Here is a 22,591-nt window from a genome sequence, read left to right on the forward strand (position 1 = left end):
GGCATACGACCCACATTCCATTTCCCGCGCACCGTAGGCCGAAATGCGGCGGAAACGCGGCGATCCTATGAACCGCCGCGTTCTGAAGGCTTTCGTTTTACTCGAGCAGCGGCGACCAGGCCGGGTCGGAGGCGTAGTTGGCCGTCGGGATGGCCTGTTCGTTGCGGCCCGTCAGGTCGATCGAGTGGAGCTTCGGTCCGCCCGCACCTGCGGCGTCGCGGAAGAACATCAGCACGCGGCCATTGGGCGCCCAGGTCGGGCCTTCCTGCTGGAAGCCCGAGGAAAGAATGCGCTCGCCCGAACCGTCGGTCTTCATCACACCGATCTGGAACTGGCCGCCTGCCTGCTTGGTGAAGGCGATCAGGTCGCCGCGCGGCGACCATACCGGCGTCGAATAGGTGCCGTCGCCGAAGGAGATGCGGGTCTGGCCTGAACCGTCCGCGCCCATGACGTAGATTTGCGGGCGGCCGCCGCGGTCGGAGGTGAAAACGACCTTGGAGCCGTCCGGTGAATAGGACGGCGAGGTGTCGATCGAGTTCGAATTGGTCAGGCGCGTGGTGGTGCGGCTGCGCAGGTCCATGGCGAAGACGTTGGAATTGCCGTCGTCGCGCAGCAGGCTCATGATGACCTTCTGGCCGTCGGGCGAGAAGCGCGGGGCGAAGGTCATGCCCGGGAAATTGCCGACGAGTTCGCGCTGGCCGGTCTCGATCTGCAAGAGATAGACCTGCGGCTGGCCGCTCTCATAGGACATGTAGGTGATTTCCTGCCGCGTCGGCGAAAAGCGCGGCGTCAGGACGATCGAACGGCCATCGGAAAGGTAGCGGATGTTCGCGCCGTCCTGGTCCATGATGGCGAGGCGCTTCTTGCGCTGGTTCTTGGCACCCGATTCATCGATGAAGACGACGCGGGTGTCGAAATAGCCCTTCTCACCGGTCAGGCGCTCATAAATGGCGTCGGCGATGATGTGGGCGACGCGGCGCGAATTGGCTCGCGAGGAGAAGAACTGCTCGCCGATGAGCTGCTGGCCGGCGAAGGTGTCCCACAGCCGGAACTCGGCCTTCAGCCTGCCGTCCGCTTCCTGGCTGACCCGGCCGGTGACGAGCGCCTGTGCATTGATGACCTTCCAGTCCTCGAAGCGCGGGGCGGCGTCGGGATTGGAAATCTTTTCGATGAAAGCGCCCTTGTCGATCGGCGCAAACAGGCCGGAACGCTTCAGGTCGGCTGCGACGATGCTGGAAATCTCGGCGCCGACTGCATCACCCGACAGGAAGTCGGTGATGGCGACCGGCAGCGGCTCGACCGTGCCCTTGTTGACGTCGATCTCGACCAGCGCATGGGCCGGCAGAGTAGCGACCGCGCTCAGCCCCGTGGCAATCGCGCCCATCAGCATGATCGTCTTGAAAAAATTCTTCATGAAGTTCGGCCTCTTTGGTCCAGATGCGCGGATGTGGGTCAGAACATCTCGCTGGGGTCGAAATTGACGATGACGTCAGCCCAGGCGTCATATTTATCGGCGGGAAGATTGTAGGGCGAGCAGCGCGAGACGGCGCGGCGGGCAGCTTCTGCGGCCGCACGTTCGACGCCGGAGCTGCCGCCGCCGGAAATGATCTCGGGGCTGCCTTCCAACGCGCCGGTGCGGTCGAGCTTGAACTTGACCGAAACCTTCAGCGTGTCGCCGTCGAGCGCGCCGGCCGGAATGTTCCAGCAGCGCTGCACCTGGCCGCGCAGCGCGTCCATTTCGCTCATCGAAAGCTTCGAGCCGCCGGTCGTCTTTTCGCCGCCCAGCGATGCCTGTTCGGTCGAGCGCTTGGCGCCGCCACCGGAAGCCTTGTCCTTGTTGAGGAGGGCTGCGACTTCGTCGGCGTTGAACGACTTTTCCGTCGATTTCGGCTTGGCGGCTGCTTCCTTGGCCGGCTTTTCGGCTTCCTTGCGGTCGGGCGTCTTTGCCGTCTGGGCCTGCGGCGGCTGCGGCTTGGCAGCCGGCGAGGGCGCGGTATTCGGCAACTGGACGGTCTCGGCGTCGGGCTTTTCAGCCGCGATCGTCTCGGCCACCGGGTCCGGCTTTACTTCCTGCTTGGGCTGCGGCTGCGGCGTCACTTCGGTGGCGGGCACCGGCGTCGGCTTGGGCTCTTCCTGCTTCACCGGTTCGGGCTTGGGCTGCTCGGGCGCAGGCTTGGGCGTCGGCTCGGGCGAGGGCGGCGGCGCGTCGGCTGCTTCCACCGGCTTGGGCTTGGCTTCCGGCGTCGGCTTCTTGTCGGTGTCGACGGTGTTTTCGCCGACCTTCTGCGCATCAGGCACGATGTCGGGGCGCTGCGTCGGCTTGGGCGCAGGCTTTTCGTTTACGGCGGCGGTCTTGTCGCCCTGCTGGATCTGGGTGATTTCCTCGATCGGAATGATGTCGACCGGAAACGCCTCGACATCGGCGACCTCGAGGGCGCTCGGTGCCGACAGCGTCAGCATGCCGAAGGTAAGGACCGCGACATGCAGGACAACCGATGTGGTGAGACCGGCCTTCATCGAATTCTACTGGTCCTGTTCCTGCAGCGTCACAAGGCCGATCTTGGTGTAGCCGGCCGCCTGGATGCGGGCCATCACCTTCATGACCGTTCCGTAGTCAGCGGTCTTGTCGCCGCGCACATAAATGCGTTCCTCATAGCCGGCCTGCGCGATCGCGCCGAGCTTGGGCACCAGTTCCTCGATCGGGATCTCGGTTTCCTGGATATGGATCTGGCCGGCCTGGTTGATCGAGATGGTGATCGGCTGGGTTTCGGAATTCAGCGCCTTGGCCTGCGTTTCCGGCAGGTCGATCGGCACGCCGACCGTCATCAGCGGGGCCGCCACCATGAAGATGATGAGCAGCACCAGCATCACGTCGACGAAGGGCGTGACGTTGATTTCGGACATCAGGCCGTGATGGCGGCCGCGCCGCCTGTGGCCGCGCCCTCCGCGTCCGCCTCCCGCAGCTCCTACAGACATTCCCATGATTGCTCTACCTCAGGCCTTGGCCGCGACTTTTTCATCGATTTGGCGCGAGAGTATGGCGGAGAACTCGTCCGCGAACCCTTCCATGCGCACCGCGATCTTGCTCGCGTCCGATGACAGCTTGTTGTAGGCGATGACCGCCGGGATAGCGGCGAGCAGGCCGATAGCGGTCGCCAGCAGCGCTTCGGCGATGCCGGGGGCGACGACGGCGAGGTTGGTCGACTTCGATCCGGCGATGGCCTGGAACGAGGTCATGATGCCGACCACGGTGCCGAACAGGCCGATGAACGGGGCTGCCGAACCGATGGTGGCGAGGAAGCCGAGCCGGCCTTCCATGCGCTCCATCTCGCGGGTCAGCGCCAGGTCCATCGCCTTGTCGATGCGGGTCTGAAGGCCGAGCGGGGCCTTGGCGCCCTTCTCGAAGCTCTTCTTCCACTCGCGCATGGCAGCGACGAAAATCGCGCCCATGCCGGTGGTCTTGCGGTCCGACAGCGTGCGGTAAAGTTCTTCCAGCGACTGTCCCGACCAGAAGATCTGCTCGAAGCGGTTCAGTGCCGAGCGCATCCGGCTATAGGCGATAAGCTTGTCGACGACGATCGCCCAGGTCCAGACGGAAGCGCCGAGCAGGCCGAGCATGACCAGCTTGACGACCCAGCCGGCCTGCCAGAAAAGCGCCCAGATGGACAGTTGTGCGCTCGGTTCGGCGAGTGCGAGATTTTCCATGATAAGACAGTCCTTAATATTTCCGGGCGCCGCTCGCGGCCCGCCCTTGCGCATCATCCCATGTGGTCCGTTCGCGCGAAGCTTCCGGAAGTGCCCCAAAATGCGCCGTTGCCGGCCTTTTCAAGGCGAAATTTGGTCAAAGGAAGGCGTTAAAAAAAGACGCATTCCTAACGATCTTCTTCATGAACTGTTATGGTTAAGGATGAGTTAGTGTTTGCGGCGCGCGAATGCGAAGCTTTTATTTTTCCGCAAGTCGCTCTTCAGACCGCGTGGCTCAGCAATACAGTGATCCCGATCGCCCCCAGCGCCAGCACCGCCAGCTTCCAGAAGTCGCGCCGCTGCCTGAGGCCCGGCAAGCCAAGCGGCTTGATGAGCTGGATTGCCATGATGGCTATGATGACGAGCGACAGCGCCTTGGACATGGCCGTGTTTGAGCAGCAATGCGGGTGGCTGTCAAAGTGGTTGTCTGGTTGTCTCTGAACGCAGGGCAATTGCGCTTGAAGGACCCCCACCCCTAACCCCTCCCCACAAGGGGGAGGGGGACAATTTCGTCGTCATCGCCACGAGAAACAGTGAAGATTGGGGCGGAGCGCGCGGAAAATTCCCCTCCCCCTTGTAGGGAGGGGCTAGGGGTGGGGGTCCTTCACCCGCTCAGACCCATCAGAATTCCCCCCGGCGATAGTCCGTTTATCCCTTAGTCAGATGGACGCCTGCCCTGATCTTCATCTAATACGGCCACAGTCTGTCGCCGCTTGGGAGGTGTTGCGATGCGTTCGCGTTATCATGAAGTCTATGAAAGCTGGCAAAAGGACCCGGAGGCGTTCTGGGCCGAGGCGGCGCGCGATATCGACTGGGTAAAGCCGTGGGACAAGGTCTTAGATGCCGACGCCGGCATCTACGGCCGCTGGTTCGCGGGCGCCGAATGCAACACCTGCTTCAACGCGGTCGACCGCCATGTCGCCGGTGGTCGCGCCGGCCAGCTCGCGCTGATTTACGACAGCCCGATCACCGGCACCCAGAAAAAATTCACCTATGCCGAGCTTCTGGCGGAAGTCACCGCACTCGCCGCCGTGCTCCAGGATCAGGGCGTGGAAAAGGGCGACCGCGTCATCATCTACATGCCGATGGTACCGGAGGCGGTCTTCGCCATGCTCGCCTGCGCCCGCATCGGCGCCGTCCATTCGGTGGTGTTCGGCGGCTTTGCCGCGCGCGAACTCGCAACCCGGCTGGACGACGCGACGCCGAAGCTGATCATCTCTGCCTCCTGCGGCATCGAGCCGGGACGCGTGGTCGCCTACAAGCCGTTGCTCGACGGCGCCATCGAGCTGGCACGGCACAAGCCGTCCGCCTGCATCGTCCTTCAGCGCGAGCAGCAGACCTGCGACCTGATCCCCGGCCGCGATGTCGACTATGCCGAGACGGTTGTAGCTGCGAAGGCCTCTGGCCGCGAGGTCCCCTGCGTGCCGGTCGCCGCCACCGATCCGCTCTATGTGCTCTACACCTCCGGCACCACCGGCCAGCCCAAGGGCGTCGTGCGCGACAATGGCGGGCACATGGTGGCGCTGAAATGGTCGATGGAAAACGAATACGGCGTCAAGCCGGGCGAGGTGTTCTGGGCCGCTTCCGATGTCGGCTGGGTTGTTGGCCACTCCTACATCGTCTATGCGCCGCTGCTGCATGGCTGCACCACCATCCTGTTCGAGGGCAAGCCGGTCGGCACGCCCGATGCCGGCACTTTCTGGCGGGTGATTTCCGAGCATGGCGTCGTTGCCCTGTTCACCGCCCCGACCGCCTTCCGCGCCATCAAGGGCCAGGACCCGAAGGGCGCGTTCGTGCCGAAATACGACCTCTCGAAATTCCGCACGCTGTTCCTTGCCGGCGAGCGTGCCGACCCGGAAACGATCAAATGGGCCGAGCGCAACCTCAACGTCCCCGTCATCGACCATTGGTGGCAGACCGAGACCGGAAGTCCGATCAGCCAGAACCCGGTCGGGCTCGGGCAGCTGCCGGTCAAATACGGCTCGCCCGGCGTGCCGATGCCCGGATACGACGTGCAGATCCTTGACGATGCCGGCCACCCGGTGCCGCGCGGCACGCTCGGCAATGTCGTGGTCAAGCTGCCGCTGCCGCCCGGCTGCCTGCCGACGCTGTGGAATGCCGACGAGCGCTTTCGCGAGGCCTATCTCATCGAATTCCCCGGCTATTACAAAACCGCCGACGCCGGCTATATCGACGATGAGAACTACCTCTTCATCATGGCCCGCACCGACGACATCATCAATGTCGCCGGCCACCGGCTTTCCACCGGCGGCATGGAGGAGGTTCTGGCCGAGCATCCCGACGTCGCCGAATGCGCTGTCATCGGCATTGCCGACGCCATGAAGGGGCAGGTGCCCTGCGGCTTCGTCGTGCTCAATGCCGGCGTCTCCCGCGACGCCGCCGAGATCGAGAAGGAAGTGGTGGCGCTGGTGCGCGAGCGCATCGGCCCGGTCGCCGCCTTCCGCATCGTGGTGGCGATCAAGCGCCTGCCCAAGACGCGGTCGGGAAAAATCCTGCGCGCCACTATGCAGAAGATCGCCGACCGCGAGGAATGGAAGATGCCGGCCACGATCGACGATCCCGCCATCCTCGACGAGATCAAGGCGGCGCTCAATGCGCGGGGGATCGGCTAGAACGATGGGAAGAACCGACAAGGCGTCTCGCATCGTCACGGCTTCGCCGGCCACTGTCTACAATGCCTTCGTCGATCCGGCTGCCCTGGTGGAGTGGCTGCCGCCCAAGGGAATGATTGCCAGGATCGAAACCTTCGAACCGAAGGCCGGCGGCCATTACCGAATGGCGTTGACGTATGATGCGCCCGATCCTTCGGTGCGTGGAAAGGCGTCCGAAGACACCGATATCGTGGAGGGACGCTTCGTCGAACTGGTGCCGAATGATCGCGTCGTGCAGATCGTGACGTTCGAATCGGACGACCCGGCTTTTGCAGGTGAAATGAAGATGACCTGGAGTCTCAGGCCGGTAGCCGGCGGGACGGAAGTTAGCATCGTCTGCGAGAATGTGCCGGAAGGCATAAGTGCGGAAGATCATGCGGCAGGACTTTCCTCCACGCTCGACAATCTAGCGGAATTTGTCCGGCAGCTTGTATAGCGGAAACCCTGTTCCGATCGCCTTCGCGTGGATATAAACCGGCCAAGCGAACGGAGAATTCCATGGCCCTTACCGGCAAGACGGCGATTGTAACGGGTGCGGCGGGCGGCATCGGGCTGGCGATCGCCCAGCGTTTCCTGCATGACGGCGCCCGGGTGATGATCGCCGATGTCGATCACGAGAAAGGCGAAAAGGCCGAACGCGATCTCGCCAAGCTCGGCAAGGTCCAGTTCGTCAAGGCCGATGTCGGCAAGCGTCTCGACATCCACAATCTGGTCGCCGCCACCATCGATGCCTTCGGCGATATCGACATTCTCGTCAACAATGCCGGCATCGTCCACGGCGCCGATTTCCTGGAGCTCAAGGAAGAGGATTTCGACCGCGTGCTGCAGGTCAATCTGAAGGGTTCCTTCCTCGCCGGCCAGGCCGTCGCCCGCTTCATGGTCGAGAAGGTGGAGAAGGGCGGGTCTGCCGGCTCCATCATCAACATGTCCTCGATCAACGCCGTCGTGGCTCTCCCCGATCAGGTCGCCTATTCCGTCTCCAAGGGTGGCGTGAACCAGCTCACCAGGGCAATGGCACTGTCGCTGGCGCCTCATGGCGTTCGCGTCAACGCCATAGGCCCCGGCTCGATCATGACGGACATGCTGGCCAGCGTGAACAGCGACGCGGCGGCGAAGACCCGCATCCTGTCGCGCACGCCGATGGGCCGTGTCGGCGAGCCGTCCGAGATTGCAGCGATTGCGGCGTTCCTCGCCTCCGACGATGCCAGCTACATCACCGGTCAGACCATCTACGCCGACGGCGGCCGCCTGCCGCTGAATTATACGGTGCCGGTGAAGGGGGCGTAGGGTTTAAGCAAGGCGCCTAGAAAGGCCCCCTCTCCGTCTCGCTACGCGAGCCACCTCTCCCCGCAAGCGGGGCGAGGAACCCAAGTTCTGTGAGGTCGCGACCTCAGCGAGTGCCGGTTCCTCGCCCCATGAAATGGGGAGAGGTGGCTCGGCGAAGCCGAGACGGAGAGGGGGCTCCTTTTGATCGCCTGAAACGACCGCGCAAATCTTTCCGCCACCCCCAAAACCCTCCTGACAGACTGCTGTCAGTACGGGTGTGGGATAGTGTCTCCGTTAACGAAGGAGAGCTGTCATGTTTACCACCGATATCTTCCGCACGCTCAAGCACTATGCCGGCAAGGTCCAGACCCTGCATGACGAGATCCGCACCGAGCGTTTCATCAATTCCCTTCCGCGCAGCATCCAGAAGGATATAGGCTGGCCGGACAATTACGCCGCCCGCCGCGCACGTCGCGGTTGAGCGGGGAAGGAGATGCTCATGTCCGCCGGTAAAACGATCGGGTTCCTGTTCATCGAGGGGCTTGCCGACTGGGAATACGGCCTGCTTTCCGGCTCGGCGGTCGAATGGTTCAGCGCGCGCGCCGTGTCGCTGACCCCGACCGGCGAGCCGGTGACATCGATGAGCGGTTTCCGCCTTTCGCCCGATCGGGGCGCCGATCCCGCGGAAAACGCCGATCTTGACGCCATTGCCGTCATCGGTTCCGACGGCTGGGCCTCGAAAAAGGCGCCGGACGTCTCAGCACTTCTGCACACCGTCGAGGAACGCGGCGGGGTGGTTGGCGGCATCTGCGCCGGCACATTGGCGCTGGCGCGTGCCGGCCTGTTCAGGAAAGCAAAGCACACCAGCAACGGCCGCGACTGGATCCTCCACCACGAGCCAGACTATGCCGGGAGAGAAAACTACCAGGACGTGCCGCACGCAGTGGTTGACGGCCGCATCGTCTCGGCACCCGGTTCGGCCTCTGGCACCTTCGCGCTGGAATTCCTGCGCACGCTTTATCCCGAGCGGGCGGATGCGGTCAGCGAAATGCGCTCGCTCTTCGCGCGCGAATATTCCTGACTATCCCGACGAGGCTCCTGACATTATGCTGTCAGGAGGATCATGCCATGTTGCCATTTCGGGATCGTGGAGGATGCTCGACATGAAAAGCTGGACCGACAGGCTCAACGCGCCGGCGAAAGTCGAGATCAAGCCCGCGCCGGTGTCGATTGCCGGCATGCGCAAGGGCGAGGTCATGCTGGTGCCGACGCCGAAGCTGGTCGACGATTTCATTCGTGCCATCCCCTCGGGTCACCATGTCGACGTCGTGACGATGCGCAAGACGCTGGCCCAGGCCCACAAGGCCGAGGTTACCTGCCCGATCTATACAGGCTATCATCTGCGCACGGTGGCCGAGGCGGCACATGAGGCGCTGGAGCGTGGCGTGGGCCTCGACGACATCACGCCGTTCTGGCGGGTGCTCGATGCGAAGACGCCGACGACGAAGCGGCTGACCTTCGGCGCGGGCTTCGTTGCCGAGCAGCGGCAGCGCGAAGGATTGACGGGATAACACCATGCGGCGCGCCGACAGGCTTTTTCAGATCGTTCAGCATTTCCGCGGCGGCCGGCTGGTCACCGCGCAGAAACTTGGCCAGTGGCTCGAAGTGTCGGAGCGCACGATCTATCGCGACATCGCCGACCTCCAGTCGACGGGCGTGCCGATCGATGGCGAGGCCGGCGTCGGCTACATAATGAGGGAGGGGTTCGACCTTCCGCCGCTCATGTTCACAAGAGATGAAATCGTAGCACTCGTCGCCGGCGCGCGCATGGTCAGGGCCTTCGGCGGCGCCACCATGGCGCGGGCCGCCGACGAGGCGCTGGTCAAGATCGGCGCGGTGCTGCCCGACGCCGAAAAGGACCGCATCGCCCGCACTGAAATCCACACGCCGATGTGGGTGGTCAGCGACGCCGACCGCAAGGCGATCGACATTCTCGAGCGCTCCGTCGAAAAGCGCGACGTGCTGACGCTCGACTACCGCGACGAGGCCGGCCGCACCACCGCCCGCGACGTGCGCCCGCTCGGCCTGTGGTTCTGGGGCAAGGTGTGGACGCTGGTCGCCTGGTGCGAAATGCGCGACGATTTCCGCGCCTTCCGCATAGACCGCATCAGCGCCATCACCCCCACCGGCCGCCCCTTCCGCCACGAACGCGGCAAGCAGCTTGCGGACTTTTATCGGCGGGTGGAAAGGAATGAGTATGATGGGAGTGGGGCAAGATCGGCGGGGGCGTGAGGCGACTTCAGTCGCGGTTGTCTTGTAGGAAAAGTTCTAGAGGCGTTTTGCTTTTCCCAGAGCTTCGGAAGCGCGGCTTACAACGTCTTCATGCGCCCCAATTGTGATCGGAAACCCCTTCACGTCCAGAACCTTACTTTTAAGGGTAATAAGCAGTTTTCCATCGTGGTTTTTCAAGTCGAATAACTCTGCCGATGGAATGCCCAATGTTCTCGCTTGCGCATTGAGATCGACATCAGCCTGATGGGCCTTTGATGGTCTTCGTATGGCTGGTGAATAATGCGGTGAACGCGGATCTCCTCCTCACCGTCAACTCCTCCGCGCCAGTCAAACCGGCCTCCCAATAGGCAGACTTTTCAGCGAGAGTTTTTATCTCACTCCATCCGCTCTCTACAGTCGAACAAAAGTCTGCATGAACCTTTTTGAAAAAGTCCATGGCCGTTCCGCGGCCGCCTTTCGCAGCTGTATCATTGGCATCTGGAGAGTTGAGAAAGTATTGGCGAGCTGGTTCCCGTCGGTGAACGCGTCAGCATCTGCCAGTACCAGGGGTTCCTCTCCCCACACGCTCCAACACCGCAAATTTGATCGGTTTGTGATTGTCCCGGTCCCGTCTTCATCACAGTTGAAGCACCATCCAGGCGCATCCTTTGCCTACATCAGGAGGTAAGGACTATGCGTATGGCCTTGCTACTTTCACTGGGGCTGTTGGCCCCGCTGGCGGGCTGCGTGACGGAAGACACCGGCTATTACGGACCGGGTTATGCCGCCTACGCGCCGCTGGGCTATTATGACGGCTATGACGGGTTCGCGTTCGACGGCGGAGGCCGTTGCGGTTGGCGCTGCCATCGCCTGCCACCGCCGCATCATCATGGCTCGGGGTTCCCCGGCCATCCGTTCCAGGCCTTTTCGGCGGGCGGCTTCCACAGCGTCGGCCGCATGCCGATGATGCCGGAGGCGCGCCGTTAGAACAGCGGACCGGAAGGTGCGCGGCGGTCCATGGGATCGCCGCGCCGTTTCCGCAACGCGGCGAATCGGACATGTTGTGCCGACCCTGATGGAAATCGCGGATCGGCATGATCTGAATGAAAAACTGGTTTAGAAACTTGCTCGCGCGTACTCCGGTTGATCCCGAAACCCTGCGTGGGCAACAGAGTGACTGGATCAAGCAAAAGTTCGTGGAGTGGCAGGCGGCGTGGCACGATGCCTTCGACAAGGATGCGGCGCTGCGTGCGGCAGGAGAATTTGAGCGTCCCGATCCGCTTCCGGGTGAGGTTCAGACAGACTACCGGCTGATCTTCGGCATCGCTCGGGCGCAGCCCGAGACGCGACGGGTTTGCTTTGCTCTCTTTCCGAACGGAGCGGAGATGTTGCGGCGCTTCGAGAGTTACCTTGCCGGCCCCTCCACGTCGCTCACAGAAGGAGCGGCCCGCGATCTGGTGGCCGAGATTGCAAGGCATATCGACAAGGCCGATCCCAACGAACAGTTTGATTGGTCAACGATCGAAATTGTGGACACCAACGCTCCCCATGCTCAAGAGGTTCTGGCCCTGACCGAGGCGATATCTATTCTGTTCGAGCGAAATTTGCTGAACCCTGTTCCCGAGAAGGAACTGCCCGCCACTGCCGCTCAACTGTTTCTGACTGAACCGCTCTACAGTTCAGCAGGCAATTGCTATGAGCTGCGCGACTGGGTGACCGCTGCCATGTTCGATGCGCGCCGCGACAAGATCTATGAGCTGACCTACCGGCTTTGGCATGCGGGCTGGCGCCTTCATCTCGCGGAAAATGGCGTCGTTCTGGCTTGTAACCGCACGGATTGACGCCGTAGCTCTCCCGTTGAAAACGATGCTTTGCGTCTGATGCTGGCTGTGTTGCAAACCGGATTTTGCGACCATGGGTTTGGCCTGCCCGGTGTCCAAGTCAGGCCAATAAAAAAGCCCGCTCGAAGCGGGCTTTTTAAGAATCAGGGACGGTCGTCTTCGTCCTCGTCGGGGGTCTTCGACTTCAGCGCCGAGAGCTTGGCGAAGACGGCGTTGGCGTCGAGTTCCTTGTCCTCGTCGGCCACGGCTTCGATCTTCGGCTCCAGCCTTTCGGTCATGGAGGCCGGCAGCAGCGTGTCGCCGGACGGTGCGGCAGCCGGGCGTCCGCTCGAGGCGCGCTGCACTTCGATGTCGAGGTCGATCTGCGAGCACAGGCCCAGCGTCACCGGGTCCATCGGCTGCAGGCTGGCGGAGTTCCAGTGCTTGCGCTCGCGGATCTGCTCGATGGTCGCCTTGGTGGTGCCGACGAGGCGCGAAATCTGCGCATCCTTCAGCTCGGGATGGTTGCGCACCAGCCACAGAATGGCGTTGGGGCGGTCCTGGCGCTTGGACAGCGGCGTGTAGCGCGGACCTTTGCGCTTGCTCTCGGGCACCCGCACCTTCGGCTCGGAAAGCTTCAGGCGATGGTTGCCGTCCTTCTCGCCGCGGGCGATTTCCTCGCGGGTGAGCTGGCCGGTCATGATCGGGTCCATGCCCTTGATGCCCTGCGCGGACTCGCCGTCGGCGATCGCCTTCACTTCCAGCGGATGCAGGCCGCAGAACTGGGCGATCTGCTCGAAGGAAAGCGCGGTATTGTCGACCAGCCAGACTGCGGTCGCCTTGGGCATCAGAAGCGTGTTGGCCATCAGATAATATCCTCTCGTTCGCCCGCGTCCCTTGTGCGCGGGCGGTGGTTCAGACCACCGGAATTGGGAAATTCGAGGCGTATATAACCTTGTTCGCGGCCGGGAGCAAGAAAACTTCGCATCGGGCCGCGATGACGGTTCGTTGTCATCGAACTGTCACCTGTCCGTCATCGCAGTGAAATATCGATCGCCCAAAGCAGCATGGAACTCAGCAACCAGGAGAGGTTCATGATGCCCCGTCACTCCCGTCTTTTGATACTCACGGCGGCCCTTGCCGCGTCGGTCGCGCTGCCGGCCCATGCCGACAGTTTCTTCAACCGCGTCGCTTCCTTCCCGGTCGCCTCGAACCTGCCTTCCGACATCGACCAGAAGACGCCGACCTCGTCGGAAATCATCAAGGCGAGTGAAGACGGCAAGACGCTGGTCTATTCCGACAGCCCGCTGGGTGCGGTCGGCTTCATCGACATTTCCGACGCCAAGGCGCCGAAGGCCGGCGGCATCGTCAAGATCGAGGGGGAGCCGACCTCCGTCGTCTTCGCCGGCACGAAAGTGCTGGCCGGCGTCAACACCTCCGAGAGCAAGGCCAAGCCTTCGGGCAACCTCACCGTCATCGACGCCGCCACCAGGAAGATCGAAGCCACCTGCGATCTCGGCGGCCAGCCCGATTCCGTCGCCGTCAGCAAGGATGGCAAGTTCGCGGCCATCGCCATCGAGAACGAGCGCGACGAGGACCTGAACGACGGCGAGCTGCCGCAGCTTCCCGCAGGCTTCCTCAAGATCGTCTCGCTGAAGGACGGCGCTCCCGACTGCGCCACCATCAAGACCGTCGACATGACCGGCCTGTCGGAAATCGCCCCGGAAGACCCGGAGCCGGAATTCGTCGACTTCAACGACGCCAATGAAATCGCCGTCACGTTGCAGGAAAACAACCACATCGCCATCGTCGACGCCGAAACCGGCAAGGTCACGGCGCATTTCTCCGCCGGCTCGGTCGACCTCGAAGGCGTCGACACCAAGAACGACGGCGCGCTGAACTTCACCGGCAGCATGAAGGGCGTGGCTCGCGAACCCGACGCGATCAAATGGCTCGACAACGACCGTTTCGTCATCGCCAATGAAGGCGACTACAAGGGCGGTTCGCGCTCCTTCACCATCTTCGACAAGACCGGCAAGGTGCTCTACGAATCCGGCCCGTCGCTCGAAATGAAGATCGCCGCTGCCGGCCACTATCCGGAAAAGCGCAACAAGAAGGGCGTCGAGCTGGAAGGCGCTGAAGTCGCCAAGTTCGGCGACACGCAGTACATCTTCATCGCCAGCGAACGCGCCTCGATGATTGCCGTCTACAAGGACACCGGCGCCGAACCGGAATTCGTCCAGCTGCTGCCCTCGGGCATCGGCCCGGAAGGTCTGGTCGCCATCCCCTCGCGCAACCTGCTCGTCACCGCCAACGAGACCGACCTGGTCGAAGACGGCGGCGTGCGCTCGCATGTCATGGTCTATGAGATGGGCGAAGGCCCGGCCGCCTATCCGATGATCGTCTCCAACACTGCCGAAGACGGCAAGCCGATCGGCTGGGGAGCGCTTTCGGGTCTGGCTGCCGATCCCAAGGAAGCCGGCAAGCTCTTTGCCGTGTCGGACTCGGTCTACCGCTCGCAGCCGTCGATCTTCACCATCGACGCCACCAAGACGCCTGCCGTCATCACCGGCAAGCTGGTCGTCACCCGCGACGGTGTGCCGGCCCAGAAGCTCGACATCGAAGGCATCGCGTCGGATGGCGACGACGGTTTCTGGCTGGCCTCCGAAGGCGATGCCGCCAAGCTGACGGCGAATGCCATCTACAAGGTCAATGCCAAGGGCGAGATCAAGCAGGAGATCCCGCTTCCTGCCGAACTTATCGGCAAGGACGGCCGCTTCGGCTATGAGGGCATCACCACCATCGGCGAAGGCGACGACCTGACGCTGGTCATGGCCGTGCAGCGCGAATGGGCCGACGACCCGAAGGGCCAGGTCAAGCTGCTCGCCTATAAGCCGAAGGCCAAGGAGTGGTCGGGCGTGCGCTATCCGCTCGAAAAGACCGAGAAGGGCTGGGTCGGTCTGTCGGAAATCACCGCCCATGACGGCAAGCTCTACATCATCGAGCGCGACAATCTCATCGGCACCGAGGCCAAGCTGAAGAGCATCCAGTCCGTCTCGCTCGACGCCTTCAAGCCGGCCAAGCTCGACGGTGAGCTGCCGCTGGTCGAAAAAACGCTGGTGCGCGACCTCGTGCCGGACCTGAAGGCCGCCACCAATGGCTATGTCGTCGACAAGGTCGAAGGCTTCACCATCGACGCCAATGGCGACGCCTATGTCGTCACCGACAATGACGGCGTCGACGATTCTTCGGGCGAAACCCTGTTCCTCCGCCTCGGCAACATCGCTGCCATCAACTGATCGCGCGGAAATTTAGCCGGTAAACGAAACGGCCGTGGCGAAAGCTGCGGCCGTTTTGTTTTATATTGGCTCAAAACGACAAAACCCGCCGGACAAGGTCCAGCGGGCTCGGAACCGGCGGGATGAACTATCCCAAACTAGCCGGCTCTGCTTTCAATCGACTTTAGATCGAGGTGCGGGCGATGCTTGCGATGTTGCCGCGGTTGATGCCCAGGTCGCCAAGCTGGCGATCGGTAAGACGGTTCAGTTCGCGGACGGTTTCGCTGTAGCGGCGCCAGTTACGGAAAGTGCGGATCGGGTTCATGGTAGCCTCCATTGTTTCGGTAACCTATAGATGGGAATGCCCTGATCCGACTTGAACAGACGCTTTTGCATGGCGGGAATGCATTTATTGCATTGCAACATAAATCTCTGGTAACAGGTCCCGACCCTAAACTCGGTTGCGGCCATTTTTATTTGCCTTGCACCAAAGAAAGGCCGGATTAACCATTAATCGTCACAAAGAACAGTGGTTTGGACGCTGACCGCGTCTTGAGTTTGGGTGGGTGGACGTGGCGAATAGTCTTTTGCTGCTGACTGAGGCAGTGCTTTATTTCGGTGTCATGGCCTGCCTGTTTCGCCTGCGCGCCCGCGTCGGCCTCGGTCTGTTCGTCTGCGCGCTCGGCGTCATGCATTTCCTCGAGACCTATCTCGCCAGCGTCTTTTACATCGAATTGCCCTTCGGCATGGTTTCGCCCGGCTCCACGGTGATGTTTTCCGGCAAGCTGGTGATGATCCTGCTTCTCTACATGAAGGAAGACGCCGCCACCGTCAGGCAGCCGATCTACGGCCTTCTCGTCGGCAATTTCCTGATGGTCGGCCTCGGCCTCATCCTGCGCCAGCATCAGGTGGTCGATCTCCCCAACGGGCAATCGCCCGACATCGGTTTCCTCGACGAGATGGGCTGGCTGATGGTCTGGGGCACGACGCTGCTCTATATCGACGCCATCGCCATCATCCTTCTCTACGAGCGGCTTGGGCGCAGCCTCGGCCAGCATCTGTTCGCGCGCATCGCCGCCAGCGTCTGCCTCGTGCTCACCTTCGACCAGATCGGCTTCTATTCCGTGCTGCACATCGTCACCGCCGCGCCGCCCTCGGTGCTGCTTGGCGGCTGGATCGCCAAGATGTGCGCCGGCCTCGTCTTCAGCGCCATGACGGTCGGCTATCTGCGCTGGTTCGAGCGGCCCAGCCTGCGGCCGCAGCGCGGCCTCACCGACGTCTTCGAGACGCTGACCTATCGCGAGCGCTACGAAAAGCTCGTCGAGTTCGCCGGCCGTGACAGCCTCACCGGCCTTCTTCACCGCGGCCGCTTCGAGACCATGGGCGAGCAGGCGGTGACGGTAAGCGTCAAGACCGGCACGCCTCTGACGCTGCTGATCGTCGACGTCGATCACTTCAAATCCATCAACGACCGCTTCGGCCATGCCGAGGGCGACCGCGTGCTGAAGTGGATCGCCGAGAACCTGACGGTTGCGGTGCGCGCGCAGGATCATGTCTTCCGCATCGGCGGCGAGGAGTTCGCCATACTGTGCCCGCTGCCGCATAATGTCGCCCGTCTGCTCGGCGAAAACATCCGCCAGTCGATCCGCGCTGCAAGCGAAACCGGTCCCGTCAGCCTCACCGTCAGCATCGGGGTTGCCACGGTCGATGTTGCCAGGGCGAGCCTCGCCGAACTCTTCGCCGCGGCCGACAAGCGCCTCTACATGGCCAAGGACGCCGGCCGCGACCGGGTGATGGGCGATGTTGCCGAAGAGGCAGCGCCGTCTGGGGCGGCGCGTGCGCCTTCGGCCGGGTCTGCGGCGGGGTAGGGGTGTCATTTTCGCGCTCTGCGCATATCCCCCCTCTCCGTCGCGCTTCGCGCGCCACCTCTCCCCCATTTCATGGGGGCGAGGAATCCAGGTCCTGAAGCGTCGTGGCCTAACAGAATCCAGGTTCCTCGCCCCATGAAATGGGGAGAGGTGGCTCGGCGAAGCCGAGACGGAGAGGGGGCCTTAGTCCAAACCAAAACGGCCGCGATTTTCATCGCGGCCGTTTGCATGTCTTCTGCCGATCTACGCCGACAGATTCTTGATCAGCGGCAGCTTGCGGATGGTCTTGCCGGTCGCCGCGCGCAGCGCATTGCCGACCGCCGGGCCGATCGGCGGCACGCCGGGTTCGCCGACGCCGGTCGGCGGCTCGGTCGAGGGCACGATGTGCACCTCGATGCGCGGCATCTGGTCGATGCGCAGCGGCGTGTAGGTGTCGTAGTTCTCCTGGTCGACCACGCCACCGGTCAGCGTCAGCTCTTCCTGCAGGATCGCGCCGAGCCCGAAGCCGATGCCGCCTTCCATCTGGGCGCGGATTTGGTCCGGGTTGATCGCGGTGCCGCAATCGACCGCGCAGACGACGCGGTCGACGGTGAAGTCGCTGCCGCCCTTGTAGGTGATCTCGACCACCTCGGCGACGAAGGTCGAGAAGCTTTCATGCAGCGCCACGCCACGGAAGCGGCCTTCCGGCAGCGGCTTGTCCCACTCGGCCTTCTCGGCGGCCAGTTTCAGCACGGCGGCATGGCGGGGATGATCGCCCAACATCGACAGGCGGAACTCGACCGGGTCGCGGTTGGCGGCGGCGGCGAGTTCGTCGATGAAGGTTTCCATGACATAGGCCGTGTGGGTCGAGCCGACCGAACGCCACCAGAGCACAGGGATGTTCACGTCCGTCGTCGTCAGCTCGATCTTCATGTTCGGGATCGCGTAGGGCAGGTTCGATGCGCCCTCGACCGAGGTGGCGTCGACGCCGTCCTTGATCATCGCGGCCATGGGCGAGCCACCCAGGATCGACTGGCCGACGATGTGGTCCTGCAGGGCGACGATCTTGCCGTCCTTGTCGAGCCCGGCCTTGATCGCATGGACATAGGCCGGACGGTAGCGCCCGCCGCGCATGTCGTTTTCGCGCGTCCACTGCACCTTCACCGGCTTGCCGGGGCCGAGCGCCTTTGCGGTTGCCACAGCCTCGACCACCAGGTCGGCGTCCGATACCGCGCGGCGGCCGAAGCTACCGCCGGTCTTCATCACATGCAGCTTCACCTTGTCGGGCGTCGTGCCGCCGACCTGCGCTGCGGCAGCCTGATAGATGTCGGGCATCTGGTGGCCGCCCCAGACATCGATGGTGCCGTCCTCATTGACGCGGGCGACTGCGTTGAGCGGCTCGATCGAGGCGTGGACAAGATAGGGGAACTCGTAATGCCCCTCGACCACCTTGGCCGCACTTGCCAATGCGCCTGCCGCGTCGCCGTCATTGCGGGCGGTGGCTTTTCCCGGGCCGTCGGCTGCCTTGTTGTATTCGGCCATGATCTCTGCGGTGCCGCGGTTCTCGGCCTTGGCCTCGTTCCACTTCACCTCGACCAGATCGCGGCCCTTCATCGCGGTCCACATATTGGTGCCGACCACGGCGATGCCGCGCGGCGTCTGCACCACGTCGACAACGCCGTCGAGCGCCTTGGCCTTGGCGGCGTCGAAGCTCTCGACCTCGGCGCCGAATTTCGGCGGATGGATCATCACGGCCGTCACCAGCCCGTCCATCTTCAGGTCGATCGTATAAGTCTGCGTGCCATTGGTCTTGCCGTGCGAATCGTAGCGCTTGAGGCTGTCGGAGCCGATCTGGGTCCATTTTTCGCGCGGCTTCAGTTCGACGTTGTCCGGGACGGGCAAGGCGCTTGCTGCCTGCGCCAGTTCGCCGAAGGTGGCGCGCTTGTCGGTGCCATGCGAGACGACACCGCCGGCAACCGTGATCTCACCTGCCGGCACGTTCCAGTTCTTGGCGGCGGCCGCAACCAGCATGGTCCGCGCGGCAGCGCCCGCCTTGCGGTAGCGCTCCCATGACGAGGTCATGGAGGTGGAGCCGCCGGTGCCCTGCATGAACCCGCCCCAGGCGAGGTTGCCGTAGAGCGCGGTATTGCCGGCGCCGCCGATGACATCGACCTGCGCCCAGTCGCCGTCGAGTTCTTCCATCACCAGCGTGGCGATGCCGAAATAGGAGCCTTGCCCCATCTCGAACTGCGAGGAGTGGATGATGACCTTGTTGTCGGGCGTGACCTCGACATAGGCCTGGAACGGATTGGCCGCTGCTGCGGCAGGAGCCGATTGCGCGAGTGCAGGATCGGCGGCGATCAGCCGGTAGCCGACGGCAAGCCCCGCGGCTGCCGCAGTGCCGATGAGGAACTGACGGCGTGTCGGCTGCACGGCTTCTTTCTTCATACGAAATTGCAACATGGTCATGCCTCCAGCCGGTGCGCGGCTTCGTGGATCGCGGCGCGGATGCGGTGATAGGTGGCGCAGCGGCAGAGATTGCCGCTCATCGCCGAATCGATGTCGTCGTCGGTGGGTTTCGGCGTCTCGGCCAGAAGGGCGGTTGCCGACATGATCTGGCCGGACTGGCAATAGCCGCATTGTGGCACGTCCATTTCGGCCCACACGGCCTGCACCGTCTCGCCGACCTTGCCGGAAACGCCTTCGATCGTGGTGATCGAGGCGCCTTCGATGTCGCTGACGCTGGTCTGGCACGAGCGCGTCGCCGTGCCGTCGATATGGACCGTGCAGGCGCCGCATTGGGCCATGCCGCAGCCGAATTTCGTTCCCGTCAGCCCGATGACGTCGCGGATCGCCCAGAGCAGAGGCATGTCCGGATCGACGTCGAGCGTTTTGGCCTCGCCATTGAGTGTGAAAGCGACCATGGCTTGCTCTCCTTGTGTTCTGAGCTGGCTAGCGCGTCGCACCTACGCCGGCAGAAAACCGGGCGTTATTCGAATTAGGCGCAACGCTCACATTATGACTGTGCCGGCATGGCAACAAGCGCCGAGCGCCCCAATCGCGAGATCGTGAAGCGAGGCCTCAAGTGACACGAAAAATGTGATCAGTATTGGCCGGAGCCGGTGCGCTATTGCCCGTTCACCAGGCGCAGGATGAGCTGGTGGACATTGCCGCCATCGCTCATTTCGACGCGGTCGAAATCGCGGCTGTGCTGACGCTGCGCCTGTGAAGCTGCCGCCAGCAGCTTCGTCAGCTCGACCCTGATCTTCTTGCAGCCGGGGTCGTCGGGTGCGGAAAAGCCGACGCTGAAGGCGACGATCTCCGTCACCATGTCCTTGATGCGCTGGCCATGCACCAGCTCGTGCCTGCGCAGGCCCTCGGCGAAGGCGTCCCAATGCTCCTTCATGGGGCTTGAGAGCTTTGCGGCCGGCTTGGGCAAGGTGTAGGTGATCACGAGATTGGGCTGCGCCGAGGCGAGCATGCAACTGCCGTCGCTTTGCGGGCGGTAATCCCGGCGCCAGGTCAGCTTGAAATTGGTGAGGGCAATGGTGCGTCCGACGCTGACCTTCGGGCCGTTCTGGCCGATGGATTCATAAAGCTCGGGCCCGGTCTTGCCCGTGACGGCGTAGGTCTGCACCTTTTCCAACGCCCGCCACTCCGCGTGGGCGACCACCGGCGCCGACAGGACGCAGGCCACCAACAGCCAGAACCGGACACTTGTCTTCACGCGAATCCCCGCCGCCGAACTTCGTTGGCGTCAGGCCTAACATATTGGGAATTGCGGGCAACAGCCTCATTCCGGCCGGCAAGGTCGCGATGACAGCTTCGGCCGGCTGAGACGGAAGACTATCTGAGATCGGCGGACGTCAATATGTGCCGGTTCTTGCGATCGCGGGCATAGGCCTTCTGTGCGGCCTCATAAACGGAGGTGCGGGCCTCGTCGAAAGCCGCAAGAAGCTCTCTTTCGGTCGCCGCTGCCGTTGGCGGGAAAAATGCGCCTGCTTCCATGAAGAAGGAAATCTCGGCCATGCCGTCATAGCCGCTGAAGCGGATGCGCCGGGCGGTGTCGTCATAGCTCCGGCTGCGGTTGGGGAATTGCAATGCCATGGCAATGAACCCTAAAGTAATCGGCTGTTTTCAACGAGCTGACGCATGCGGCGCAGCGTGCCGTCGCTGTCGGCTCTCTTACGTCTGGCTGCCGCGTCCTTTTCGTAACGCTTCCACTGCTCGGCCGACATTCTCTGTCCCGCCTCCGGCAGTTTCGTCAGAAACCGCGTCTTCATGACGGGCATCTTCACGACAGGTATCGCGTTCACATCAGGCATCGTTGTCTTTCTTTCGTTGAGGCGAAGCAGTCGAAGGGATCGGACTTTCGCGACGGTCACATCTTGTGCGGCTTGCGCATGAGATCGCTGGTGGCAGCCTTGACCTGTGAGCCGGGTGCCGTTTCCACCTTCGCCGTCACTTTTTCCTTCTTGGGCTTCCTGGCTTCGCGATTACTGCGTTGCTGTTTCGCCATGGCGAAAATCTCCTTTCATTGCACGGGCTCCTGCGAAACCGGAGCGGCTTCGCATGCCTCGATGCTGTCTTCCGTCGTCACGCGCTCATAACGCTCTTCGTCGTTGCGAATGCGGTATTGAGGCGAATTGTTTCTCTCCGGCAGGGTGCCGGTGATGCGGTAGACTTCCTCGGTCGTCGGTGACAGGCCAAACCTGCCCTTGAGGCGGACCAACTGGTCGACGGCGAAACGATGGTCAGACATGTCCGTGCCCGTTCTTTGTCAGCCGCATGCCAAGCGCATGCGGGGTAGCGAGCAGGTTTGTTCCTTGTCCTGGCGCAATGCAGCGTCCAATTCGCCGGGATCGATCGAAAGCCAAGCGGCCGGCCGAGGATATCGCCGGCTGACCCCGCAGCGCGAAAGGCGCCGAGAAGTGCACGATTGAATGCCTGGTGCGTGTCGAGGCCACTGGTCTGCCCTCGCAAAGAAAAACCCGCGCGGCGATCGTTATCGCCGGCTTACATCTATCGGAAATCTGGAAGAGATTGGCGCGCCGAAGATCTTTGCGCCCGCAAAAGCCAAACCTGGCCCAAAAAAACGATATAATTTTCTTAGTTGTCAATTGAGGTTTAATTGCGGCTTTACATGTTTGAATTTGATTTCGACTTTTTTGGATTTAAAAATATTTGTGAGTTTTCCATCAATATTTGACGGGAATATCACAAAACGAGCTTTTCGTCGGGTGGAAAAGTTTCCTGCGTTTCGGGGTGTTTTCGTTGATTTTTAGCCGACTGCGCCGGCCATCACTTTGAAAATGTTCCGGTTTCTTTCGAGCGTCTTGCCGGCTGGAGGAATCTTTTTCCCCACCCCAAACGACGCCCGCATAATCTTCGCGTCGCCCTCACGGGAACACGGGTCATGAACCGGATGAGCGTGGAGGGGACGGCGTCCGGGCTGGTGGCACTGCGGTGGTGCTGCTGGGTGATGAACCCCTAAGCCCGGGTCTTGAGCTACGGCTGGCCACGCGAATGTGGAGGCGACTGAGCGGGACAAGAGCGTCGGCGGGCGCATGGCAAGCGTCACATAAACATAAAAAGACAGGCGCAAGCCATGCGTCCGCTTTCCCACTTCATCCCGGCCTCGTTCGAGGTGCGGGCGTGTTCAACCATGCCTGGAGTTTCCCAACGGAGGATTT

25 protein-coding genes are annotated in these 22,591 nt (G+C 62.6%); 11 read left to right on the plus strand and 14 right to left on the minus strand.

Going from position 1 to position 22,591, the window contains the following annotated elements; translation table 11 throughout:
* Window positions 1–97 precede the first annotated feature (97 nt).
* The 5 genes from tolB to BM413_RS32965 all read right to left on the minus strand — a co-directional run bounded on the left by tolB (window position 98) and on the right by BM413_RS32965 (window position 4,127).
* A complete protein-coding gene (gene tolB / locus BM413_RS01285) occupies window positions 98–1,414 on the minus strand; it encodes a Tol-Pal system beta propeller repeat protein TolB (RefSeq protein WP_091909307.1) in 1,317 nt (438 codons plus the stop codon).
* 38 nt (window positions 1,415–1,452) lie between these two features.
* A complete protein-coding gene (locus tag BM413_RS01290) occupies window positions 1,453–2,517 on the minus strand; it encodes a hypothetical protein (protein ID WP_091909310.1) in 1,065 nt (354 codons plus the stop codon).
* A 6-nt stretch (window positions 2,518–2,523) separates the two neighbouring features.
* The gene (tolR, locus tag BM413_RS01295; protein ID WP_091909313.1) at window positions 2,524–2,982 is read right to left on the minus strand and encodes a protein TolR; all 459 of its coding nucleotides are present in this window, start codon (window positions 2,980–2,982) and stop codon (window positions 2,524–2,526) included.
* 12 nt (window positions 2,983–2,994) lie between these two features.
* Entirely contained in the window at window positions 2,995–3,705 is a 711-nt protein-coding gene (tolQ, locus tag BM413_RS01300) for a protein TolQ (RefSeq protein ID WP_091909317.1), read from the minus strand.
* Window positions 3,706–3,965: 260 nt separating this feature from the next.
* A complete protein-coding gene (locus BM413_RS32965; RefSeq protein WP_091909320.1) occupies window positions 3,966–4,127 on the minus strand; it encodes a hypothetical protein in 162 nt (53 codons plus the stop codon).
* A 345-nt stretch (window positions 4,128–4,472) separates the two neighbouring features.
* On the opposite strand from BM413_RS32965, the gene BM413_RS01310 reads away from it, so the two are divergent.
* From BM413_RS01310 to BM413_RS01355, 9 genes are all read left to right on the plus strand, one after another.
* Window positions 4,473–6,377, plus strand: coding sequence for a propionyl-CoA synthetase (locus BM413_RS01310; protein WP_091909323.1), 1,905 nt, complete (start codon window positions 4,473–4,475; stop codon window positions 6,375–6,377).
* 4 nt (window positions 6,378–6,381) lie between these two features.
* Window positions 6,382–6,852, plus strand: a complete 471-nt coding sequence (locus tag BM413_RS01315) for an SRPBCC family protein (protein ID WP_244537707.1) — start codon at window positions 6,382–6,384, stop codon at window positions 6,850–6,852.
* Window positions 6,853–6,914: 62 nt separating this feature from the next.
* Window positions 6,915–7,703: an SDR family NAD(P)-dependent oxidoreductase gene (locus BM413_RS01320; protein WP_091909330.1), complete on the plus strand. Its 789-nt coding sequence runs from the start codon at window positions 6,915–6,917 to the stop codon at window positions 7,701–7,703.
* A 292-nt stretch (window positions 7,704–7,995) separates the two neighbouring features.
* Window positions 7,996–8,163, plus strand: coding sequence for a hypothetical protein (locus BM413_RS32970; protein ID WP_091909333.1), 168 nt, complete (start codon window positions 7,996–7,998; stop codon window positions 8,161–8,163).
* An 18-nt stretch (window positions 8,164–8,181) separates the two neighbouring features.
* A complete protein-coding gene (locus BM413_RS01330) occupies window positions 8,182–8,763 on the plus strand; it encodes a DJ-1/PfpI family protein (protein WP_091909335.1) in 582 nt (193 codons plus the stop codon).
* A gap of 82 nt (window positions 8,764–8,845) precedes the next feature.
* On the plus strand, window positions 8,846–9,253 hold the full coding sequence (locus BM413_RS01335; protein WP_091910245.1) for a hypothetical protein: 408 nt from the start codon (window positions 8,846–8,848) through the stop codon (window positions 9,251–9,253).
* Between the two features lie 4 nt (window positions 9,254–9,257).
* A complete protein-coding gene (locus tag BM413_RS01340) occupies window positions 9,258–9,974 on the plus strand; it encodes a helix-turn-helix transcriptional regulator (RefSeq protein WP_091909338.1) in 717 nt (238 codons plus the stop codon).
* Window positions 9,975–10,646: 672 nt separating this feature from the next.
* A complete protein-coding gene (locus BM413_RS01350) occupies window positions 10,647–10,940 on the plus strand; it encodes a hypothetical protein (RefSeq protein WP_139238540.1) in 294 nt (97 codons plus the stop codon).
* A 116-nt stretch (window positions 10,941–11,056) separates the two neighbouring features.
* On the plus strand, window positions 11,057–11,794 hold the full coding sequence (locus tag BM413_RS01355) for a hypothetical protein (protein WP_139238541.1): 738 nt from the start codon (window positions 11,057–11,059) through the stop codon (window positions 11,792–11,794).
* A 143-nt stretch (window positions 11,795–11,937) separates the two neighbouring features.
* On the opposite strand, the gene BM413_RS01360 is transcribed toward BM413_RS01355, so the two are convergent.
* Window positions 11,938–12,639, minus strand: coding sequence for a DUF1013 domain-containing protein (locus BM413_RS01360; protein WP_091909349.1), 702 nt, complete (start codon window positions 12,637–12,639; stop codon window positions 11,938–11,940).
* 231 nt (window positions 12,640–12,870) lie between these two features.
* Between BM413_RS01360 and BM413_RS01365 the strand changes: the two genes are divergently transcribed.
* The gene (locus tag BM413_RS01365; protein WP_091910248.1) at window positions 12,871–15,072 is read left to right on the plus strand and encodes an esterase-like activity of phytase family protein; all 2,202 of its coding nucleotides are present in this window, start codon (window positions 12,871–12,873) and stop codon (window positions 15,070–15,072) included.
* A 163-nt stretch (window positions 15,073–15,235) separates the two neighbouring features.
* Here BM413_RS01365 and BM413_RS01370 read toward each other — a convergent pair whose 3' ends face one another.
* Window positions 15,236–15,376 (minus strand): DUF1127 domain-containing protein, encoded by a 141-nt coding sequence (locus tag BM413_RS01370; protein WP_091909351.1) that lies wholly within the window; start codon window positions 15,374–15,376, stop codon window positions 15,236–15,238.
* A gap of 247 nt (window positions 15,377–15,623) precedes the next feature.
* Here BM413_RS01370 and BM413_RS01375 point away from each other — a divergent pair, with 247 nt between their 5' ends.
* Window positions 15,624–16,919, plus strand: coding sequence for a GGDEF domain-containing protein (locus BM413_RS01375; RefSeq protein WP_244537708.1), 1,296 nt, complete (start codon window positions 15,624–15,626; stop codon window positions 16,917–16,919).
* A gap of 243 nt (window positions 16,920–17,162) precedes the next feature.
* Here BM413_RS01375 and BM413_RS01380 read toward each other — a convergent pair whose 3' ends face one another.
* From BM413_RS01380 to BM413_RS01405, 7 genes are all read right to left on the minus strand, one after another.
* Complete coding sequence (locus BM413_RS01380) at window positions 17,163–19,361, minus strand: xanthine dehydrogenase family protein molybdopterin-binding subunit (protein WP_091909355.1); 2,199 nt, start codon at window positions 19,359–19,361, stop codon at window positions 17,163–17,165.
* Window positions 19,362–19,363: 2 nt separating this feature from the next.
* Window positions 19,364–19,822 (minus strand): (2Fe-2S)-binding protein, encoded by a 459-nt coding sequence (locus BM413_RS01385; protein WP_091909358.1) that lies wholly within the window; start codon window positions 19,820–19,822, stop codon window positions 19,364–19,366.
* Window positions 19,823–20,025: 203 nt separating this feature from the next.
* On the minus strand, window positions 20,026–20,625 hold the full coding sequence (locus BM413_RS01390; protein WP_091909361.1) for a DUF922 domain-containing Zn-dependent protease: 600 nt from the start codon (window positions 20,623–20,625) through the stop codon (window positions 20,026–20,028).
* A 119-nt stretch (window positions 20,626–20,744) separates the two neighbouring features.
* Entirely contained in the window at window positions 20,745–21,005 is a 261-nt protein-coding gene (locus BM413_RS01395; protein ID WP_091909364.1) for a DUF1488 family protein, read from the minus strand.
* A gap of 11 nt (window positions 21,006–21,016) precedes the next feature.
* Complete coding sequence (locus BM413_RS01400; RefSeq protein WP_091909367.1) at window positions 21,017–21,223, minus strand: hypothetical protein; 207 nt, start codon at window positions 21,221–21,223, stop codon at window positions 21,017–21,019.
* A gap of 56 nt (window positions 21,224–21,279) precedes the next feature.
* Window positions 21,280–21,417 carry a hypothetical protein gene (locus tag BM413_RS32975; protein ID WP_162931549.1) on the minus strand — a complete coding sequence of 46 codons (138 nt, stop codon included), beginning with the start codon at window positions 21,415–21,417 and terminating at the stop codon, window positions 21,280–21,282.
* A 15-nt stretch (window positions 21,418–21,432) separates the two neighbouring features.
* The gene (locus BM413_RS01405; protein WP_162931550.1) at window positions 21,433–21,660 is read right to left on the minus strand and encodes a hypothetical protein; all 228 of its coding nucleotides are present in this window, start codon (window positions 21,658–21,660) and stop codon (window positions 21,433–21,435) included.
* Window positions 21,661–22,591 lie beyond the last annotated feature (931 nt).

Origin of the sequence: Mesorhizobium sp. YR577 (assembly GCF_900116595.1) — a bacterium.
Taxonomy (GTDB): Bacteria; Pseudomonadota; Alphaproteobacteria; order Rhizobiales; family Rhizobiaceae; genus Mesorhizobium_M.

Excerpts from the sequence above, each read along its gene's own strand:
- BM413_RS01335 (WP_091910245.1), top strand. The coding sequence starts at position 8,846 with ATGAAAAGCTGGACCGACAGGCTCAACGCGCCGGCGAAAGTCGAGATC.
- BM413_RS32970 (WP_091909333.1), top strand. The coding sequence starts at position 7,996 with ATGTTTACCACCGATATCTTCCGCACGCTCAAGCACTATGCCGGCAAG.
- BM413_RS01395 (WP_091909364.1), bottom strand. The coding sequence starts at position 21,005 with ATGGCATTGCAATTCCCCAACCGCAGCCGGAGCTATGACGACACCGCC.
- BM413_RS01365 (WP_091910248.1), top strand. The coding sequence starts at position 12,871 with ATGCCCCGTCACTCCCGTCTTTTGATACTCACGGCGGCCCTTGCCGCG.
- BM413_RS01400 (WP_091909367.1), bottom strand. The coding sequence starts at position 21,223 with ATGCCTGATGTGAACGCGATACCTGTCGTGAAGATGCCCGTCATGAAG.
- BM413_RS01310 (WP_091909323.1), top strand. The coding sequence starts at position 4,473 with ATGCGTTCGCGTTATCATGAAGTCTATGAAAGCTGGCAAAAGGACCCG.
- BM413_RS01385 (WP_091909358.1), bottom strand. The coding sequence starts at position 19,822 with ATGGTCGCTTTCACACTCAATGGCGAGGCCAAAACGCTCGACGTCGAT.
- BM413_RS01350 (WP_139238540.1), top strand. The coding sequence starts at position 10,647 with ATGCGTATGGCCTTGCTACTTTCACTGGGGCTGTTGGCCCCGCTGGCG.
- BM413_RS01340 (WP_091909338.1), top strand. The coding sequence starts at position 9,258 with ATGCGGCGCGCCGACAGGCTTTTTCAGATCGTTCAGCATTTCCGCGGC.
- BM413_RS01360 (WP_091909349.1), bottom strand. The coding sequence starts at position 12,639 with ATGGCCAACACGCTTCTGATGCCCAAGGCGACCGCAGTCTGGCTGGTC.
- BM413_RS32975 (WP_162931549.1), bottom strand. The coding sequence starts at position 21,417 with ATGGCGAAACAGCAACGCAGTAATCGCGAAGCCAGGAAGCCCAAGAAG.
- BM413_RS01380 (WP_091909355.1), bottom strand. The coding sequence starts at position 19,361 with ATGTTGCAATTTCGTATGAAGAAAGAAGCCGTGCAGCCGACACGCCGT.
- BM413_RS01320 (WP_091909330.1), top strand. The coding sequence starts at position 6,915 with ATGGCCCTTACCGGCAAGACGGCGATTGTAACGGGTGCGGCGGGCGGC.
- tolQ (WP_091909317.1), bottom strand. The coding sequence starts at position 3,705 with ATGGAAAATCTCGCACTCGCCGAACCGAGCGCACAACTGTCCATCTGG.
- BM413_RS01370 (WP_091909351.1), bottom strand. The coding sequence starts at position 15,376 with ATGAACCCGATCCGCACTTTCCGTAACTGGCGCCGCTACAGCGAAACC.
- BM413_RS01330 (WP_091909335.1), top strand. The coding sequence starts at position 8,182 with ATGTCCGCCGGTAAAACGATCGGGTTCCTGTTCATCGAGGGGCTTGCC.
- BM413_RS01315 (WP_244537707.1), top strand. The coding sequence starts at position 6,382 with ATGGGAAGAACCGACAAGGCGTCTCGCATCGTCACGGCTTCGCCGGCC.
- tolR (WP_091909313.1), bottom strand. The coding sequence starts at position 2,982 with ATGGGAATGTCTGTAGGAGCTGCGGGAGGCGGACGCGGAGGGCGCGGC.
- BM413_RS01355 (WP_139238541.1), top strand. The coding sequence starts at position 11,057 with ATGAAAAACTGGTTTAGAAACTTGCTCGCGCGTACTCCGGTTGATCCC.
- tolB (WP_091909307.1), bottom strand. The coding sequence starts at position 1,414 with ATGAAGAATTTTTTCAAGACGATCATGCTGATGGGCGCGATTGCCACG.
- BM413_RS01405 (WP_162931550.1), bottom strand. The coding sequence starts at position 21,660 with ATGTCTGACCATCGTTTCGCCGTCGACCAGTTGGTCCGCCTCAAGGGC.
- BM413_RS32965 (WP_091909320.1), bottom strand. The coding sequence starts at position 4,127 with ATGTCCAAGGCGCTGTCGCTCGTCATCATAGCCATCATGGCAATCCAG.
- BM413_RS01290 (WP_091909310.1), bottom strand. The coding sequence starts at position 2,517 with ATGAAGGCCGGTCTCACCACATCGGTTGTCCTGCATGTCGCGGTCCTT.